Source organism: Gilliamella sp. ESL0441, assembly GCF_019469185.1.
Lineage (GTDB): Bacteria > Pseudomonadota > Gammaproteobacteria > Enterobacterales > Orbaceae > Gilliamella.
Window position 1 is genome coordinate 2,239,453 of sequence record NZ_CP048264.1, and the last position, 19,229, is coordinate 2,258,681.

The following is a 19,229-nucleotide window of genomic DNA, read 5'->3' on the forward strand; positions in this document are numbered from 1 at the left end:
TCACAACTATGAAAAAGTTAATTATTGAAAACCCAGACCAAGACGTATTAATTGAAAAAATCGACCGAATCTTTAACTGTCTATGTAAGTTGATGCAAATGAGCGCTAATGATCATGCCTCTTTCAACAACAATGGTCAAATAGTATTGAAAACTGAGCATATCTATTTAGAAACCCATGAAGTTTGTCAAATACTACTTATTTGTCCAAGGACGCTATCTCGGTTAAGAGATAAAAAAAAAGTTACGTATTTAAGAAAAGGAACTAGGATTATATACAGATTTTCGGAAATAGAAAGAATCGTTGAAGAGAGACTAATATGTTGTAAAGTAAAGTCCGTCTCAAACTTGCATATGAACTATATAAACTACTTAACCAATACTATTAAATAATAATAAACATAAAAACAACCACAATGATCACTCTTGAAGAACTAGAAAAAAGACTACAAAAAACAGAACAAAAATTGTTGGAAAAACTGGAAAAAATTGAAAAGTTATTTTATTTCAAAAACTGCATTACAGAACAAAATTATTTTGATAATCAGGATCTATGTCAATTATTAAATATTAGCAAAGCTACCCTTCAAAGATATAGATCTATGGGACTTTTAAAGTATCAAAAAATCGGAAAAAAAATATTTTATACACAAGAAAATATACAAGAATTTATCCATAACAATAATAAGAAAATCGAATTATAAACAATTTTAAACCAAATAATCATGAAAAAAGAAGAAGAAAAAGAAGTATTATTAGTAAGAGAAAAAGAAAACAATAATATTAAAGTAGTTACAGGAATGGACGAAAAAGGTGATGTAAAGAGTGTCGCTCCTGAAAACAAAAACAAATCTAAATTTTTATTGCTAGACAATAATAATAATGTACTTGAAAACTTTATGAAGAATTTTTGGAATCAGTGCAAAAATCCTTACGGATATGATTTTTTTAAAGTACCTGCAATAGATGTAGAAAGTTATGCTGCTCAAATAAAACAAATTGTTGATGAACCCGAAGCAAAAGAAGTTATTTCAACCATAAAAGTAGAACCTTCTCAATACAACAAACCAACCTATAAACCGATTAGTGAAGATGAAATTGACTGGGAACAATTAAACTCGTTAGGGATAACTAAAGAAACGTTGGAGAAAACGAAATGTTTAGAAAATTTATTAAACTATAAAAAAACACCCATATTATTATCGATAAAAGCAGAATGCTTAGGGCAACCCTTTTATACAGATGCTCGGTTATCATTACGTAGAGATGATCAAGGTAAAGTAAATATAGCTGTACATCCACACAGGCATAAGCCCAATCTGAATGTTCCATTTTTTGGTTTAGAACTTACAGCATTAGATAAATTATCATTGTTGAATACCGGTCATTTAGGACGTTTAGCAGATTTAAACATAAAGGGACAAATAGTTCAAAGCTTTGTATCGTTAGATAAATTAACTAATGAATTGGTTGCCGTACGAGCTGATAAAATTAAAATTCCAGATGAATTAAAAGAAGTTCCATTAACACAGAAACAACAACAGGCTCTAAGGGAAGGAAGATCAATATACCTTACAGATATGGTATCTAAAAATGGAAGTTTATTTAGTGCAAAAGTTACTGTTTCGGCAGATACTCGAAACCTAAGTTTTGAATTTCTTAATAATGAAAAACAATCTAAAAATCAGAAAAATGATGATTTAATCGACTTTAAACTACCCAATACCTTACTCGGAAAAGAATTGAGTGAAGAAGATAAAATTAAACTTAGGAAAGGTGAAACTATCTTTTTAACAGGATTAACCAAAAATAACAAAGTATTCGATTCATTTATAAAGATAAGTAACGACCAAAAAAAGCTTGAATTTATGTCAAAAAATTATCAAAATAGAGAGGAAATCAATCGCAATGCAGAATCTCTAATTTCCTCATCTAACACAAATAAAACTCAAAGAAAAATCTAATACACTCCTATTGTAGTTTTTTTAAATCATTTAACTAATTAAAAGAAAAATTAATATGATAGTTATTTTAGCAGAAAAACCAAGTGTTGCCCGAAGTATTGCTTCCGTTGTAAAAGCAAATCAAAAAAAAGATGGATATTTAGAGGGCAACCAATATGCAGTAAGTTGGGCTTTTGGACATTTAATACAATTGGCAATGCCCGAAAGTTACGGATTTGAAGGATTCAAAAAGGAAAACCTTCCTATTATTCCACAACAATTTAAACTAACACCCAAAAAGATTAAAGACGGAAAAAACTATATTGATGACCCCGGCTCATTGAAACAAATCAATATAATTAAAAATTTATTTGATACCTGTGAAAAAATTATTGTAGCAACCGATGCAGGGCGTGAAGGTGAATTGATATTCAGATATATATATAATTATTTGAATTGTCAAAAACCCTTTTATCGACTGTGGATTAGTAGTTTAACGGAAAAAGCCATTAAAGAAGGAATGGATAACATCCAATTGGGCAGTAATTTTGACAATTTATATTATGCTGCCCAAATGCGAAGTGAAGCCGATTGGTTAGTGGGAATTAACGCTAGTCAAGCGTTAACCCTTGCAGCAGGTTCGGGCGTTTTTTCGTTAGGTCGAGTTCAAACGCCAACATTAGCTATGATTTGTAAACGGTATTTAGAAAATGTAAATTTTACGCCCGTTCCGTATTGGCAAATCAAATTAACCTTAAAAAAGGATCATGTTGTATTTACTGCAATTAGTGAAAATTTTGATGACATACAATCGGCTAATAACGCCTTTGAAAAAGTTAAAAACTGTAATTCAATTGAAGTAAAAACAGTTGATACCAAAGTAGTAAATCAAGAAGCACCACTTTTTCATGATTTAACCAGTTTACAACGGGAAGCAAACAGTAAAAATGGTTTTACTGCTGATAAAACCCTTTCCGTTGCTCAAAAACTCTATGAATCACAATATATAACTTATCCACGTACAGGTAGTCGTTATTTATCAAAAGATGTCTTTGAAACCCTATCCGAATTAGTACCTGTACTTTACGATCATCCTAAATATGGAAATTATGCAAAAGAGTTGAATAATTTTAATGATAAAGGGGTGAACGATTCCAAAGTAACAGATCACCATGCCATTATAATTACTGAAAAAAAACCAACTCAGTTAGCTCCCGATGAACAAATTATTTATGATTTGATTATCGTAAAAATGTTGGAAGCGTTAAGTGAGAAATGTATTAAAGAAATCACTACCGTAAACTATACTTTAGAGGGGATTTCATTTACAACTAAAGGTACATTAATAAAACAGCAGGGATGGCGTAAAGTCAATAATGAAAAAGAAAATGATAACGAGGATGAAAATTTACCAGTAATAGCAGTTAATGAACAGATACCCATTGATAATAATGTAGAACAAATAGAAAAGAAAACCAAACCAAAGGCATTATATACAGATGCATCTTTGCTAAGTGCAATGGAAAATGCAGGGAAGGAATTAGAAGACGTCGAACAACGTAAAATATTATCAGATATAGGCATTGGTACACCAGCAACGAGAGCAGCTATCCTAGAAACATTAATCCATAGAAATTATATTAAACGTGAGAAAAAAACAATAGTACCAACATCAATCGGATTATCTGTATATGAGGTAGTTAAAGATCAACGCATTGCAAATGTTGAATTAACGGGCATGTGGGAAAGCGCCTTATTAAAAATTGAAAAATCAGAAATGACAAAGGAAAATTTACAAAAAAGTATTGAGGTGTTCACCCGACAAATAACGACTGATTTACTTAATACCACGATTAAAGTGGAACGAACAGACCAGACGATGTATAAATGCCCTAAATGCCAAAAAGACATCATAAATTTTAATAAAGTACTTAAATGTAGTTCTTCTGAATGTGGTTTTGTGTTATTTAAAGAAATATCAGGCAAACAATTAAATGAAAAACAAATCAGTGCATTATTATCAAACAAAAAAACAGATTTAATTAAGGGACTAAATTCAAAAAGCGGTAAAAAGTTTGATGCGTATCTACAATTGAATCAAGAATTTAAAGTTGAGTTTTCATTTCCGGCTCAAAAAAAGAAAAAATAATTTTATCTTTATTGAAAGATTAAATTTAACAATTATGAAAAAGGATACTTATATGAAAAAGAATACTGAAAAAATTCCAAACATGTCGTATTACGAATTATTATTATTACGACGTCTAAGAGAAAGTTTTCCAACAAGTATTATAAACTTGGATGATAAAGCAGAAAGTTTTCCACCCACTGAAATAACTTTAGATTTTATCAAAAAACGTGGAGATGCGGCAGCCCTTGCCAAAGAAGATAACCTTAAATCCGGTTTATCCGAAATGGAAGCCGATAAAGTTGCTATGGCTATACTATATGAAAACTTCACATTTTCCATGTACGAGACATTAGTAGAAGTAATTGACGAAGAATTTTCCGAATTATGGGATGTGTCTGATAATGAAATGCAAGAATTTGCCAAAAAATTGTTATTACAAAAAGACAAAGAGATAAAAGAAATTACAAAAAAATACACTATTACAGATGATTTTGTTGATACTGAAGAATTTTATAATCTCCGTTTAGAACTAACCGGTTTTATCGCAGATTATGCAGAAAAAAATGGCACGAACACATGGGATATAATAAAAGAGAACATCTAAAAGCAAATATTTTAGCTATTGAAACGGCATTTAAATTAGATAAAGAAAATAGAAAAGCTACAGATTATGAAAAAGAAATTTTAAGTAAATATACAGGATTCGGCGGTATTAGATCCTTAATGTATCCGTTAGATAATCCTGTTTGGTCTGAATCTGATAAATCGTTACTGCCTTTGGCAAAAGAGTTATACGATATAGTTGAAAGGTTTTCAAACTCTCAAAGAGAGTTTGAAAACTATATCGAAAGTTTAAGACAATCAATATTAACCTCTTTCTATACTCCTCCCGAATTTGTTCAAATGTTGGCTGATGTGTTTGAAGAAAAAAACATCGTGATTGATCACTTTTTAGATCCTTCGGCTGGTATGGGTATTTTTGTTGAAAAATTTCAAAAATTAGGAACAGAAAAAAATAATTTTGTGAATTTGGAAGCAGATGCTTTAACGGCTAAAGTTGCTAAACATTATTTGAATGATTATCAAGTTTACCATGAAACTTTTCAACAATGGGATGCCGAAGATACTAAATACGATGTTATTACTTCAAATATTCCTTTTGAAAATATATCTGCTTCTGATATTCAATTTTCAAATCATAGCAATAAAGATATATATAAATCTGCTTCACGTAAAATAAATACCTTATTCTTTGTAAAAGCCTTAGATAATTTGAAAAATGGCGGAATATTGGCATTTATCGGTTCAAACGGTCTTATCGATTCACATGGCAATGAAAATATCAGGAAATGGTTAATGGATAATTCAAATTTGATATCGGCTTTACGACTGCCGAATAATTTATTTACTGACTATTCAGGTACAGAAGCCGGCACAGATTTAATAATTCTTCAAAAAAATATCGGAAAACAACAACTAACCGAAAGAGAAAAATTATTTACCTATTCCAAATTTTCTGAAGAAACTGGAAAATATGAAAACCAATATTTCAAAGATGCTAAAAATATTGTTCATACCGATGCTTCTTATATAAGAAAATTTTATGGTAAATTTACTGATTACTACCTACATAGTGGCGGTGTTGAAGGTATAGTTTCGGATGTTAAAGATCATTTAAAAAAGGATTTTGAGCTTTTCGACCATCATTTATACACGACCTCTCAATCAGTTAGAAACAATATCATTGAAGATAAAAATTTAGATAATTCACAAAAAACCTTATTTGATGAATTTTTCGATCGAAATCGAATTATCAAAAAAGTAAATGAATCTTCTAAAAGTGCATCCATTATAAAAACTCAAGTAAAAAGTTCTCCAAAAGTTACTATACAGGACTTTTTTAACCAATTAAATTTATTTGAAAATAATGAAAATAAAAGTAAAAATGAAAGTAGATTTATTTATCAAGACATAACATTACCCTACTATGCAACTGAAAAATCACTAATCATCCATAATGAACAAGTAGGGTATATAAAAAAAGCATACAAAAGACGAAAGGAATCCATATTTAGCCCGTTACAACTGAATAAAACAGATACTAATAAATTTATAAAGTACTTAGAAATTCGCAAGACAGCAAATAACCTTGATAACTATGAAAAGGAACATAAAATAGAAAATCCCGAACTTAGGGAAGAATTAAATAAAATATATGACGAATTCATAGCGGAATATGGATTTTTAAGATCTAAAGATAATGAGAAACTGTTTGCAATGGATTCTCTATCCAGTGAAGTGTTGAATCTGGAAAAGGTACTAGACGGACAATTTGTAAAATCCGATATTTTTTACCAACCTGTGGCATTTGCCACTAATATTGTAATGGAAGCAGATACACCCTCTGAAGCTTTAGCATGTTCATTAAATCAATACGGTAAAGCGAATTTGGATTATATGCTTTCTCTATTGAAAGATAAAAATATAACTAAAGAAGCCCTATTAGACGAATTAAAAGAAAGGATCTATTTTAATCCGATAAATAATGAGTTTGAGATATCTGAGTTATTTCTTTCCGGTAATGTCATTGAAAGATTGGATATCATTCAAAAAATGGTTCATTCTGGAATGGAAAATGAGCAATGGGCACAACTTTCAATAAAAGCTTTAAAAAATGTAATTCCAAAACCTATTCCTTATGAAGAGCTTGACTTTAATTTTGGTGAAAGGTGGATAAATACTTCATTATATGAAGACTATGTTTCCGAAATTTTTAAAACGAAAGTAAACATACAGTATAATTCAATTGTAGATCATTTTTCCGTTAAATTAGAAAAAGATAATCCGATAACCCTTGAAGAATTTTCCGTAAAAAGAGATTCCAAAAAATTGATAACCGGAAAAGGAATTCTTGAACATGCCTTGCTTGACACATGCCCAAATTTTACAAAAGAGATACTAAAAGATAATAAACCAGTTAGAGTAACCGATCATGAATCAATCCAAACAGCAAAAAGTAAGATTGAACAACTGCGCAACGGGTTTACAACATGGTTAAATAATCAATCCTTAGAAGTTCATGAATCGTTAGCAGATACATATAACCGTTTGTTTAATTGCTTTGCTAAACCTATATATGACGGGTCGCATTTAACATTCCCCGATTTAAATTTAAAAAATCTCGGAATTACTGAATTATATCCAAGTCAAAAAAACGCTATATGGATGTTAATACTTAATGATGGCGGTATAGTAGATCATGAAGTTGGTTTAGGAAAAACACTTACCATGTGTATTTCTTCCTATGAGCAAAAACGGATGGGATTAAAACATAAACCAATGATTATCGGCTTAAAAACGAATATTGATGAAATAACCAAAACATTTAAAAAGGCTTATCCAAACGCTAAAATTCTTGCGCCTACGCCTGCCGATTTTACTAAAAATAATCGAGTAAATTTATTTAATAACATGCGCTATAACAACTATGATTGCATTATTATGAGCCATGAACAATTTGGTAAAATTCCTCATAGTCTGCAAATTCAACATGACACCATTCAACGTGAATTAGATGATATTGCGGAAAATTTAAGAGTTGCTACCTCAAATACTGGTGCGTCCAATGCACAGTTAAAAGGATTGAGGATCAGACAAATGAATCTTGATAGCAAATTGTCTTTTATAAATCAAGAGATGAAAGAACGTCAAGATGATATTGCTGATTTTTCCAATATGGGGATTGATATGATATCCATTGATGAAAGTCATCAGTTTAAGAATTTAATGTTTACAACTCGTCATGACAGGGTTTCGGGTATAGGTAATCCATTAGGCAGTCAACGTGCCATGCACTTATTGATGGCTATTCGAACCATTCAACAAAGAACACAAAAAGATTTAGGTGCTGCTTTCTTTTCTGGTACAACAATAACCAATTCAATGGTAGAGCTGTATTTACTATTTAAATACCTGCGTCCACAAGCTTTAGATAAGCAAAAAATCACATCTTTTGACAGTTGGGCAGCAGTATTTGCCCAAAAAAGTACTGAATATGAAATTGACATTACTAATGATCCTATATTAAAAGAACGATACAGGTACTTTATTAAAGTTCCTGAACTTTCAAATTTTTATGCCCAAATAACGGATTATCGTTCTGCCGATGAAATTAAAATGGACAGACCTAAAGCGAATGAAATTTTATATAAAATAAAACAAACGCCTGATCAAGAAGCTTTTACCCAAACACTGATAAATTTTTTAAAAGATAATTCTTTAGAAAGCGGATTGCTTCTAGGCAGACCCAAACTTACACACAATGAATTACGAGCAAAAAAATTAATAGCAACCAATTATTCGGCTAAAATGTCTTTAGACATGCGATTAATAGAACCTCATTATGAAGATCATGAAGATAATAAGGCTTCACATTGCGCAAAAAAAATTGCTGAATATTATTATAAATTTAATGAGCATTTAGGTACTCAATTTGTATTTTCGGATTTAGGCGTTTACAAAGAAAATGATAAGACAACATGGAATATTTATTCCGAAATAAAAAGGAAACTTGTTGAAGACTATAAAATACCCGAAAACGAAATACAATTTATGCAGGCAGCTAAGACCAAAACACAGAAGGAAGAAATTAAGAAAAAAATTAATAGTGGTGAAATACGGGTAATTATGGGGTCAACTACAACGTTAGGTACAGGCATAAACGCTCAAGAACGAGCGGTTGCATCGCATAATTTGGATATTCCGTGGCGACCCGATATGTTAACGCAACGAAATGGGCGAACTGTTAGAACGAATAACAAAGTAGCAAAGCATTTTGCTAATAATCAAGTTGATATTTATACCTATGCCACTGAAAAAACGTTAGACGCTTATAAATTTAACTTACTAAAGAATAAAGATCATTTCATTAAACAACTTAAATCAGGAACATTAACCATTAGACGAATTGATGAAGGGCAATTTGAAGAAAACGGGATCAGTTTTGCTGAATATGCAGCCATCCTGTCAGGAAATACAGATTTGATAGAACGGGCAAAACTTGAAAAAAAAATTTCCTCTTTAGAAAATGAAAAGCGAAATTTTGAAAAAGAAAAATATATGAATAAGCTTACTTTACAAGATTCATTGAAAGAAGTAAGGAATAAAGAGAAGATTATAAATAATATTAAACAGGATTTAAAATATTGGAACTCGAATATAAAAGAAGATACTCAATTGTATTTAAAGGGGTTAAAGTTTAACAATTTACCTAAAAATGACATTAAATCAATAGCAGGTTATTTGCATGACTTGAATAAAAATTATATGTCTAACGAATTTACACAAATAGGTACTTTGTATGATTTTAAACTATTGATATCTACCCATTTCGATATGTTTCATAAAATGAATTTTTTTTACGTTGAAGGATTAAACGGGATAAAGTACCAATATAATAATGGTAAAATAGCTGAGAATCCAAAATTAGCATCAGAATATTTTTTCAATGCATTAAAAAAAATGCCAAATATACTTGAAAAGTATGAGAACGAAGTAAAAGCTTTAAAGCAAGATATTGTCATAATGGAGGATATAACTAAAAAAGAATGGAATAAAGAAAAAGAGTTAGTTGAATCGAAATTGAAATTAGTATCCATTGAAAAAAAGTTAAAAGATACCATACATAAAACGACTCAAGGAGAAACCAACAAAGATGAATCAACCCATGTAAAAGAACAAAAAACTGGAGGAATAATCGCTCCAATAAGAATGGAAAAAAAATTCAAATTACGTTAATATACTGCTATATATCTCTTAAAACACGATTTTAACTTATCACATTCCTTCCTTTAATTCCCTTACTACTCTTTTTCAATTTAATACATCATACTCCTTATACGCACATCAAAAAGTTAAAAAAGATGTAATTATAGTGAGATAAAAAATGAACTATATTAATGAAAAAAAATTACAAATTCTTAAAGATAATAAATTAGCAATAGAAACAGCGTTTATATTAGATAAAGAAAACAGAAAAGCAACAGAAGAAGAACGGACTATTCTAGGTAAATATTCGGGGTATACATGTGTAAGCGCCTTATTCCCAGAAAATTTTATGGTTGTTAGTCCATATTCACCGGTAGTTGCATTTACAAGCGATTTCAAGCGGCATGAGATGGAGAAAGAAAAATCTGAAGATTATTTATATTTAAAAAGTGAGGCGTTGCAAATATTAGAGGAAACACGAGGTATAATTAGAAAGTACTCAGATTCAATATCAGAGAGTAAAATATATATTAGCTATATGGACGGTAATAGATATTTTTCATTCACGACCCCTCCTGAATTGGTTCAAACAATGGTTGATGTATTCCAAGAAAATAAAATTACTATTAATAATTTTTTAGACCCTTCGGCAGGAATGGGGATTTATGCTCAAGAATTTAAAAAATTAGCAGAAAATTCATATAAATTTGTAAATTTGGAATCTGACCCATTAACGGTGAAAATAGCAAAACATTATCTAAGTGAATTTGAACTGCTTTTTCAACCATTTGAAACGTTGGATCATGAAAAAATGAAATTTGATGTAACGGCTTCAACCATTCCTTTCAAAGAAATCGCTCCATATGACGAGTATTTACTGACAATCTGTGATTCAAATGAATCGAATTTACATTCATATTTTTTTGAAAAAGGATTAGCAAGTGTTAAAAATGGTGGAATAGTTGCGTATATCTGTTTGAGTGATCTCATGGATAAACCTAGTCTATATGATTCACGAAGAATATTAATGGAAAATTCTAATTTAATATCAGCCATACGTTTGCCTCAAAATACATTTATGGGATATGAAAAATATATTTATAATTTTGATTTAATTATTTTACAAAAAAATATTGAAAAAAAAGAATTAACTGATCTTGAAAAGTCTTTTGTACATCAAAAAGATACAACGGATTTGTATCTTATTGAAAACGAATATTTTAAGGATTCGAAAAATTTAATTTATACAGATGTAAGAACTGAATTTGGTATAAATAGAACCCCTATTAAAATTCTAACACATAATGGGGGCATTACAGGGATAGCGTCAGATGTAAAAAAGATTTTACAAAGAGATTTCAAACTCTTCAATAAAGATTTATATACTATGACACAAGAAGATCTTCAGAAAACACATAAAGAAGCACCCAAAAAGAAAAAGCCTAGACATTCTTGATCAAGGTTATAGTATAATTTTCCTTAAAATAACACATTAAATTTTCGGCGAGTTCAACGGTAAAACAAAGGAATAATAAAATGGCATTATTTTTATCCGATTCAAAAAAACAATGCTCTAATTTTTGTTTGTTGAACTCGCTTATTTTTATATATGCTAAGGTTTCCCGACAAGTAATATCGCAAACCTTATTAATAGATTTTTCGACAACAGGCGGTAATTTAATTTGTTTGTTGTCATCAACAAAAAGCAAGCTAACCAAAAAAGGGATTTTTTTACCACAGTATTCAATATAATAAGCGGGTATATACTCTAAATTACTAACTAACATCTTTTTTCCTTTTTTTTAAAAAATATATATTGTTAAATTATTTCTTATGATATAACATTTGTAAGCTAATGTAAGTATAGTTAGTATTGTTTTTTCCTTTCTTCAACCCATATATTACCTTCTACACATAAACAAATAAATTTAAAACCGATGAAATCTAGCAGAAAAAAGATGTAGCGCATGGAAAAAATGAGAAAAAACGAAATGGGATGGATATATATTGGATTACTATTTACCTTATTCCTGTTAGTTTATATTTTATGGAATAAATACCATTTTGAAATTGTAACCCAAAGTACCTATTATTCTTATCATATTGTAAATAGACTTACCTTTTTAGAATTCTTCAAAGAGTTAAAAAAAGAAGCTGCATTTTTATATAAAAATGCCGGACAAGTCACTTTCTCTCAGCTAATTTCACATCTCAATAAGATTAGTTATTTATTTGTTATCATACCCGTATTATTAACTTTAAATGCTTTGAGACGTGCTAACAAGCACCCTGCTAATTACTCGCAAAGAAAAATTAATATTCAGAACCTGCCTCACATAATTGCACATCATTCACCTGCCATTATCCCTTCTTTGTATTATGGAGATGAAGAAACATTATTATTGAATGTAGATCCCGAAGAACATAAAAGCGCTTTAACACCTGAAGAATGGGCGGTAAAACATCAACTGGTTATCAATGGTTTTTTAGATATAGAACGTTGCAAAAAATGTTTTGTTGAAGATCTAGGAAAAAAAATTAATAGCATAGATGAATTAACCCATGTAGAAAAAGTTTTTTTTGCAATTTTTGCCACTCGCATATTTGGAGAAAAAACAGAATTAAAACAAGCGCAAGAATTGTTAGATGCGTTGAATCGTTCATGTCATTTCAATTCATGGCAAGGTAAAAGAGGCTATCCCGATCTAACGTTAACTAATAAAGTTTTTAAAAAATTTTCCAATCATCCCAAGATCGGAGAATGGATTGAAAAACATAGTTATTCTCGAACATTATTACATGCCATGCATAAACAAGCATTAAAGGTTGGCAAGTTACCCTCTTCTCATTTTCGGTGGCTAAAAGGCATGGATAGAGGTTTATTTTATGCACTGAATACCACGGGAAGAAAAACACCTTTCATAGAATCTGCTGCGGTATTCACACAAACCTTATGGGAAGAATTCGTTTTCGAACGGAATATTAAACTTGAAGAACCGGCTATTGAAGATGCGGTTATGGGATTACAAAACTACTTAAAAAAAATAAGTTTTATTACTTAATTTTTTTAAGAACCAGGAGACAATTTTGAACGATATCATTCAAATTGAAAAAAATATTTTATACTTACAATTTAAATCGGGCAAAAACGCCCGAATTACTATTGTCCCTTTTTCACATTTTATATCCATATATAGAGTAAATACCACAATTTTCATATTTGACGGTTATAAAGCAATTAGTATTGACGAGTTCCATAATGAATCAGTAGCAAAAAAGATTGAAAAACGAATCAAAAGATATATTCGAAATTACTTGTTCAAAAATCGAATTAAAAGAATATTAAAAGCATTACTAAAATATGTAGTCTATCCATTAATCTTTATACTTATTCTGTCTTCCTTGATTAATGTAACTAAGAATAATCCTGTTAATTCTTTTTCACAAGACAAAGAGGTTATTAATTTAAAAACCTCATTTCATGAGCAGTTAGCGGAGGCATTAAAAATAGGCTCTGAAACGAACAGTATAAAAATATCCAGTGGAAAAGAAGGAGTATTATATGTTTTTTCAGATCCTTTATGCCCATACTGTCAAAAGTTGCAACATGAATTGGAAAAATTGGCGAACAACTATACCATTTACCTGTTTCCTGTTACTGTTATTAGTAAAAATGCAATTATTAATGAAATTTCTGATATATTCTGTTATCCTAAAAATACGCATCGCTCCCGTTGGAGCGATATCATAACTCAAAAATATACATTCAATACTTCCAACACTTCCAACACTTTGCCGACGTGCAATAACACTATAATTCAAAAAAATAATATATTTTTTAAAAATATGGAATTTACCGGTACACCGACCATTATTAACGGAAACGGTATTCTAATGTCTGAGAATATGCCAAACACAGCTCAGGCAATCAAAGTATGGATGAAAAGTTATGACAATTAAGATTACTTCGTTACCAAAATATCAATATTTTAATAAAACATTTTTAGATGAACTCAATACTAAAATCTCATTATTAGATCTTGTTTCAAACAATATGACATTACTAAAAGATGGGCAAAATTATAAAGGAGCATGTCCATTTCATGAAAATGAACACGAATCCGAAAAATCCGATGCTAAAAATTCCTTTAGCATTTCAAGCGATTACAATCGCTACTATTGCTATGAGTGTCACGCTAAGGGCGGTATTATCAATTGGGTTATGCATCATGAAAAATTAGGATTTCAAGAAGCGATTTTATTTTTGTCTGAAAAATATCAAATTCCGTTACCTAAAGAAACACAATACTTCAATTTAGAACGTAATGTACTGATAGATATCTTGGAAAATGCTATGAATATCTATCGGTACAGGTTGCAACGTGAAACAGAAGCCTTGAGCTATTTATATAACGAACGACATTTAACTTCCGATTCGATAGAGCAATTTCAGTTAGGTATTGTAACCTCGGGTATTACACAACTGTTACGAAATCATTTTAGCGAATCACAATTGCTTGAGAGTGGTATCGCTATACGTTCAAGGGTAAATGCACTTGAAAATATTGATTTATTAAGATATCGAATTTGCATACCAATTCAAGATGAATTGGGAATGGTTATAGGTTTTGCAGGTCGCACCTATCGGAAAGAAAATTCTGTAAAATATTTAAATACTGGAGAAACTCCCCTTTTTCAAAAAAGAAAAATTTTGTATGGTTTATTCAATGCCAAAAAACATATTATGGATGATCATACAGCCGTTATTGTAGAAGGTTTCTTTGATGTTATTGCCTTACATCAACGAGGCGAAAACAGAGCCGTTGGTATGATGGGTACAAGTATATATAAAGAACAAATACAGAAATTATTTAAATATGCAGATAATCTAATTTTTGTTTTTGATGGGGATGAAAAAGGAAAAGAGGCTATATTAAATACAGCGTTCATGGCAATATCGGAAATGAACGACAATCAAATGGTATATTTTGTATATCTTCCTCAAGGAGAAGATCCTGCCACTTATATTCATGAACATGGATTAAGTGCATGGAAAGATCTGTTAAAAAATAAGCATTCTATCAGTCAAATATTAACTCAGTTTATAACTGCTGAAATGAAACAAGACAAAATAGGAGCAATTGAAAAAGCAAAAACCATTTTGTCGCAAATTAATAATGCAGAATATTTTAAAGAATCATTTACCTGTCATTTAGAAAAACTGTTCGACACACAATTAGATTAATCTAATATAAAACAGCACCAAAAAAAGAATCCTTTTTTTGGTGCATTAATTATCAATTCTTGCCAATACATTTATTCATTTCATTTCTTACTAATTCTAATTTAAAAATAAAATGACTAATCCCTATTCAGAAATCAATCATGACAGAATTACAAGAGATATTAGACCGTTAAATGTCAGAATATCAAATTTCATATTTTATCCTGCCCATTTTAAAATATTATTAATAATCCTATTAGGTTTAGAAATTTATTTACCAGTTTTATGGCTGTTTTGGAGTTTGTTAATATTATTTTTAACCGTTAGTTTCACAGATCAAAAATTTACCTTACCCTTGCGAATACCTAAAGATTTAAAGGTACTGGATCCTAGTGATTATTATGAATCTATAAAAGAAGAAAATTTTTTATTCGGATTAATAAAAAAAAATCGAATCGTACGAAAATTAAGGATGGCCGAAGGTATTTTATACCTCGGCTATCTTCGTTCCATTAACGAAAAACAAGGACAAGAATTATGGATTACTAACTCGGATGCTCGTACCCATATGTTTTTGGCTGGCACTACAGGTTCGGGTAAATCCGAAACACTTATGTCAATTTTTACAAATGCCATATTATGGGGTGCAGGTGCTTGTTATGGTGACGGAAAAGCCGATAATAATTTAGGGTTCTGCCTGTGGTCATTAAGCAGACGATTCGGACGTGAAGATGATTTTTTAGTCTTAAATTACTTAACGGGGGGTAGCGATCCTTTTCAAGTTATAGCAGATAAGGAAAAAGGAAAAGTATCGGGCATAAATTATCAATCTAATTCCATGAATAGTTTTGCCGAAGGAAGTGCAGATTTTCTGTTACAACTCATGGCTTCACTTTTGCCTAAAGCAGGCGGAGACGGGGCGCAATGGCAACAAAAAGCATTGAATATGATCGATGCCTTATTACGTACTTTGGCATATTTGAGAGCTAAAGGAGAAATCGATATTTCAATAGGAGTTATTAGGCACTATTTATCCTTACAAAACTTAGTCACATTTTATTTAGACGGAAAAGCAGGAAAAATACCTGAATTAGCATTTTTGCCAATTAAAGCTTATTTTGAAACAGGCTTGCCCGGTTTTAATCCTGATTTGGCAGAAGACCCGACACAATGGGATCCTGAAGTTTTTAACCAACATGGATATCTAACGGGGCAATTTTCAAGAATTTTATCTATGCTTATGGATACCTACGGGTTTATTTTTTCGGACAAATATCCTGAAATCGATATGTTGGATGTATTGTTAAATAATCGGTTATTAGTGGTAATGATCCCTTCAATGGAAAAATCTTCTTCAGAAGCAGCAGCTTTAGGTAAGCTGTATATCTCATCCATTCGTTTAATGATGGCTCAAAATTTAGGGTATCAATTAGAAGGCAATAAAGCGGATGTTTTGGAATCGAAAGCCACTAATTCTCCTCATCCTTCCATAATCATTTGCGATGAGCTTGCCTATTATTTTGCAGAAGGGATAGCCGTTATGTTTGCTCAAGCCCGTTCATTGGGCTTTATGTTGGTTGCAGCAGCCCAAGATGTGCAAGGACTGAAAAAGGGTGAAGCTGCGGATGAATCGGCATCTATGTTAGCTAATACAAAAATTAAATGGACGTTAGCATTAGAAGATCCACAAGATACCTACGAATTAATAAAAAAAGCAGGAGGCGAAAGTTATTACAGCGTTCTTGCCGGAAATTCGGAAACTGGCGGTTTATTTTCAAGATCGTTTAAAGCTAAGAGTGATATTAACTATGAAAAAAAGGAACGTATAACTTTATCAGAACTGAAAAAGTTAAATTCGGGTGAAGGTCTCATAATTTTTAAAGATGCGGTTGTACCGTGTAACTCTTTTTATATTCCCGATGATGACAAAAAAACCAGTAAATTAACGATGAAAATCAATCGATTCTTACAAATTGAAAGACCGTCAATGCATCGATTACCCAAGCATAGTTTGAAAAATTCGGAAAAACGAGAAAATAAACAGCTTTTTTCCTGTTTAATAGATAAAAAAAGAACGCTTCCACGTTTAAATGATAAAATATTAACGGAGTTGGTTAAAACCATGAAAAAAATTGAGGCTTGCAATACTATTTCTATTGAGTATCAAGGAATAGTTTATTTTGAAACAGTAAAAAAATACTTAAAAGAATTTGAAGAAAACGGAGAAGAAAAGATCCATTCATCCCTACTTGATGAAGACTAATAAATTACTATACCATTGTAAAAATAAATTTAAGAGGGTTAAAATGTTTACACATACCCCAAAACCCAGTTTAAAAAAACTGGGTTTTGGTTAATTAATAATAATCACATCTTGATTTGACTAATGGTTTTTTATCTTATAACAAACGTAAATTTTAAAAGGTTAAATTTTTTGTAAAAACCCAGTTTATTCACTGGGTCTTAACTAAACTAACTACTATAGATAAATTACCACAAGTTAATAATTTACTATATTAATCTAAATCACCATTATTGAAAAAATAATATCTATGATTATCCTATAAATAAAAGAGCAACTATTAGTTATTCATTTTGAATATATTTTAAATTATTTTACTTTTTCATTTAATTTTTTGATTGTTTCATCTTTTTCATTTAACATACATTTATATAAATTTTCCATTTTTTCCATTTGTTGATCAAATAAATTTTTCATATCCTTAATCTGCCTTTCATAAACCTCAATAAATTTATCTATCGAATGAGTATGAATACGATACGTAATATTTTCATTATTTGAATTTGCTCCGTTTAGAGTGGCATTATCGTGAAGCGTGTTATAGTAGTAGATTGGTGAATCATCTACCATTTCTTTAATTGTGTTAACTGGTGTATCAAGTATAATTGCTAACTTTTTTAATGTCTCATCATCTATATATGCTTTTTGTTCCAATTGAGAAATAAATTGTTGAGTTGTAAACATTTTTTCAGCAAGATAATCTTGACTTATATTCTTACATACCCTTATTTTTTTAATATTACGACCAAGATGAGTTTTATTAATATTTACTTTTTCATTTATCATGTGTCAAAATTAACAATAAATCAGATACATACGAAATTTTATTACTTGTAATATACAAGCGTAATACTTGTATTTTACAAGCGTGATACTTGTACTATACAAGCGTGATACATGAAAAATACAAGCATGATACTTGTAAAATACAAGCATAATACTTGTAAAATACAAGCATTTACTTGTAAAATACAAGTGAAAATTATGCATGATTCAAAAAATTTCTTATGAATTCATTTAAATATATAAGAGATATAAATTATTCAAAAGGATCTTTACCCTATTTGATAAAGTTTTTTAGTAAACTATTAGATAATTATGAATATTTAAGATATACTATAAAACCGGTAGTAATAGTTCATCAATCATAATACATTAATCCTTTATCTCTCCCTTTTTCCCATCATCACCTATTTTATATTCAAATTAATTTTTCCTTATATGAGATATATATGAATATAGCAAACTTATTAAATTTTAATGGCTTTGTCTCAAGCATGAAGCACTTCACTACCCCCCTTGAATCAACCGAAGAGCAACCCGATTTAACTGTAGCATCTTCAGATCCTTTGAATGTCCAAAACCAAAAGGAAGAAAAGGAGAAGGAAAAAAAAGAAAGTAAAAATGAAAATTTTTATCAAATCTTTGAAAAATTATCGTGCAAAATTACTAACAAAGGCTGGGTTGTATACAGTTTAGAAGGAAAAGGAGAAATTTTTACCGATCAACATGATTATATTAAATTTCATTCGAGCAATACCGAAGAAGAAGCATTATTAGCTACTTTATTATTTGCTAAAGAGAAATTCCATAATAGTTTTGAAATTACGGGTAATGAAGAATTTCAAAAAAAAGTTATGGAAACAATGATTAAAAATCAGATTGAAGTCAATCTAAGTAATCCCATTCAGGCAAAAAAATTTCAACAAATAAAAGATGAAATCAATGGAACACAACCCTTAACGCCTAAAGAGAACTTAGAGGAAATATACGGCAACGGTTTTATACACAGACAATACCCTTCATCAATGAACAAAAAAGCAAAAAAAACAAAAAAAGCAAAAGCTGCATTATAACTAATTAA

At 30.1% G+C, this 19,229-nt stretch carries 14 protein-coding genes; 12 read left to right on the forward strand and 2 right to left on the reverse strand.

The window, feature by feature from the left end; all coding sequences use genetic code 11:
* The first annotated feature begins 98 nt into the window (after window positions 1–98).
* The 7 genes from GYM75_RS12440 to GYM75_RS09980 all read left to right on the forward strand — a co-directional run bounded on the left by GYM75_RS12440 (window position 99) and on the right by GYM75_RS09980 (window position 11,295).
* Complete coding sequence (locus GYM75_RS12440; protein ID WP_370632179.1) at window positions 99–392, forward strand: helix-turn-helix domain-containing protein; 294 nt, start codon at window positions 99–101, stop codon at window positions 390–392.
* A gap of 23 nt (window positions 393–415) precedes the next feature.
* Complete coding sequence (locus GYM75_RS09955) at window positions 416–703, forward strand: helix-turn-helix domain-containing protein (protein WP_220215804.1); 288 nt, start codon at window positions 416–418, stop codon at window positions 701–703.
* A gap of 21 nt (window positions 704–724) precedes the next feature.
* On the forward strand, window positions 725–1,963 hold the full coding sequence (locus tag GYM75_RS09960; protein ID WP_220215805.1) for a DUF3945 domain-containing protein: 1,239 nt from the start codon (window positions 725–727) through the stop codon (window positions 1,961–1,963).
* A gap of 55 nt (window positions 1,964–2,018) precedes the next feature.
* Entirely contained in the window at window positions 2,019–4,091 is a 2,073-nt protein-coding gene (gene topB, locus GYM75_RS09965; RefSeq protein ID WP_220215806.1) for a type IA DNA topoisomerase, read from the forward strand.
* A 52-nt stretch (window positions 4,092–4,143) separates the two neighbouring features.
* Window positions 4,144–4,677, forward strand: coding sequence for a DUF1896 family protein (locus tag GYM75_RS09970; protein ID WP_220215807.1), 534 nt, complete (start codon window positions 4,144–4,146; stop codon window positions 4,675–4,677).
* The gene (locus tag GYM75_RS09975) at window positions 4,650–9,869 is read left to right on the forward strand and encodes a helicase-related protein (RefSeq protein ID WP_220215808.1); all 5,220 of its coding nucleotides are present in this window, start codon (window positions 4,650–4,652) and stop codon (window positions 9,867–9,869) included. Before GYM75_RS09970 ends, GYM75_RS09975 begins: the two co-directional genes overlap by 28 nt.
* Window positions 9,870–10,017: 148 nt before the next feature.
* The gene (locus tag GYM75_RS09980) at window positions 10,018–11,295 is read left to right on the forward strand and encodes a hypothetical protein (RefSeq protein WP_220215809.1); all 1,278 of its coding nucleotides are present in this window, start codon (window positions 10,018–10,020) and stop codon (window positions 11,293–11,295) included.
* On the opposite strand, the gene GYM75_RS09985 is transcribed toward GYM75_RS09980, so the two are convergent.
* Window positions 11,282–11,626, reverse strand: coding sequence for a hypothetical protein (locus tag GYM75_RS09985; protein WP_220215810.1), 345 nt, complete (start codon window positions 11,624–11,626; stop codon window positions 11,282–11,284). The genes GYM75_RS09980 and GYM75_RS09985 overlap by 14 nt on opposite strands.
* A 189-nt stretch (window positions 11,627–11,815) precedes the next feature.
* On the opposite strand from GYM75_RS09985, the gene GYM75_RS09990 reads away from it, so the two are divergent.
* From GYM75_RS09990 to GYM75_RS10005, 4 genes are all read left to right on the forward strand, one after another.
* On the forward strand, window positions 11,816–12,901 hold the full coding sequence (locus GYM75_RS09990) for a hypothetical protein (RefSeq protein ID WP_220215811.1): 1,086 nt from the start codon (window positions 11,816–11,818) through the stop codon (window positions 12,899–12,901).
* A gap of 25 nt (window positions 12,902–12,926) precedes the next feature.
* Complete coding sequence (locus GYM75_RS09995; protein WP_220215812.1) at window positions 12,927–13,799, forward strand: thioredoxin fold domain-containing protein; 873 nt, start codon at window positions 12,927–12,929, stop codon at window positions 13,797–13,799.
* Window positions 13,789–15,084, forward strand: coding sequence for a DNA primase (gene dnaG / locus GYM75_RS10000; protein ID WP_220215813.1), 1,296 nt, complete (start codon window positions 13,789–13,791; stop codon window positions 15,082–15,084). The genes GYM75_RS09995 and dnaG overlap by 11 nt, the downstream gene beginning before the upstream one ends.
* Window positions 15,085–15,535: 451 nt before the next feature.
* Window positions 15,536–17,326, forward strand: a complete 1,791-nt coding sequence (locus GYM75_RS10005; RefSeq protein WP_220215814.1) for a TraM recognition domain-containing protein — start codon at window positions 15,536–15,538, stop codon at window positions 17,324–17,326.
* A gap of 348 nt (window positions 17,327–17,674) precedes the next feature.
* On the opposite strand, the gene GYM75_RS10010 is transcribed toward GYM75_RS10005, so the two are convergent.
* Window positions 17,675–18,151, reverse strand: coding sequence for a helix-turn-helix domain-containing protein (locus GYM75_RS10010; protein WP_220215815.1), 477 nt, complete (start codon window positions 18,149–18,151; stop codon window positions 17,675–17,677).
* Window positions 18,152–18,597: 446 nt separating this feature from the next.
* Here GYM75_RS10010 and GYM75_RS10015 point away from each other — a divergent pair, with 446 nt between their 5' ends.
* A complete protein-coding gene (locus GYM75_RS10015) occupies window positions 18,598–19,221 on the forward strand; it encodes an LPD7 domain-containing protein (RefSeq protein WP_220215816.1) in 624 nt (207 codons plus the stop codon).
* Window positions 19,222–19,229: the final 8 nt, after the last annotated feature.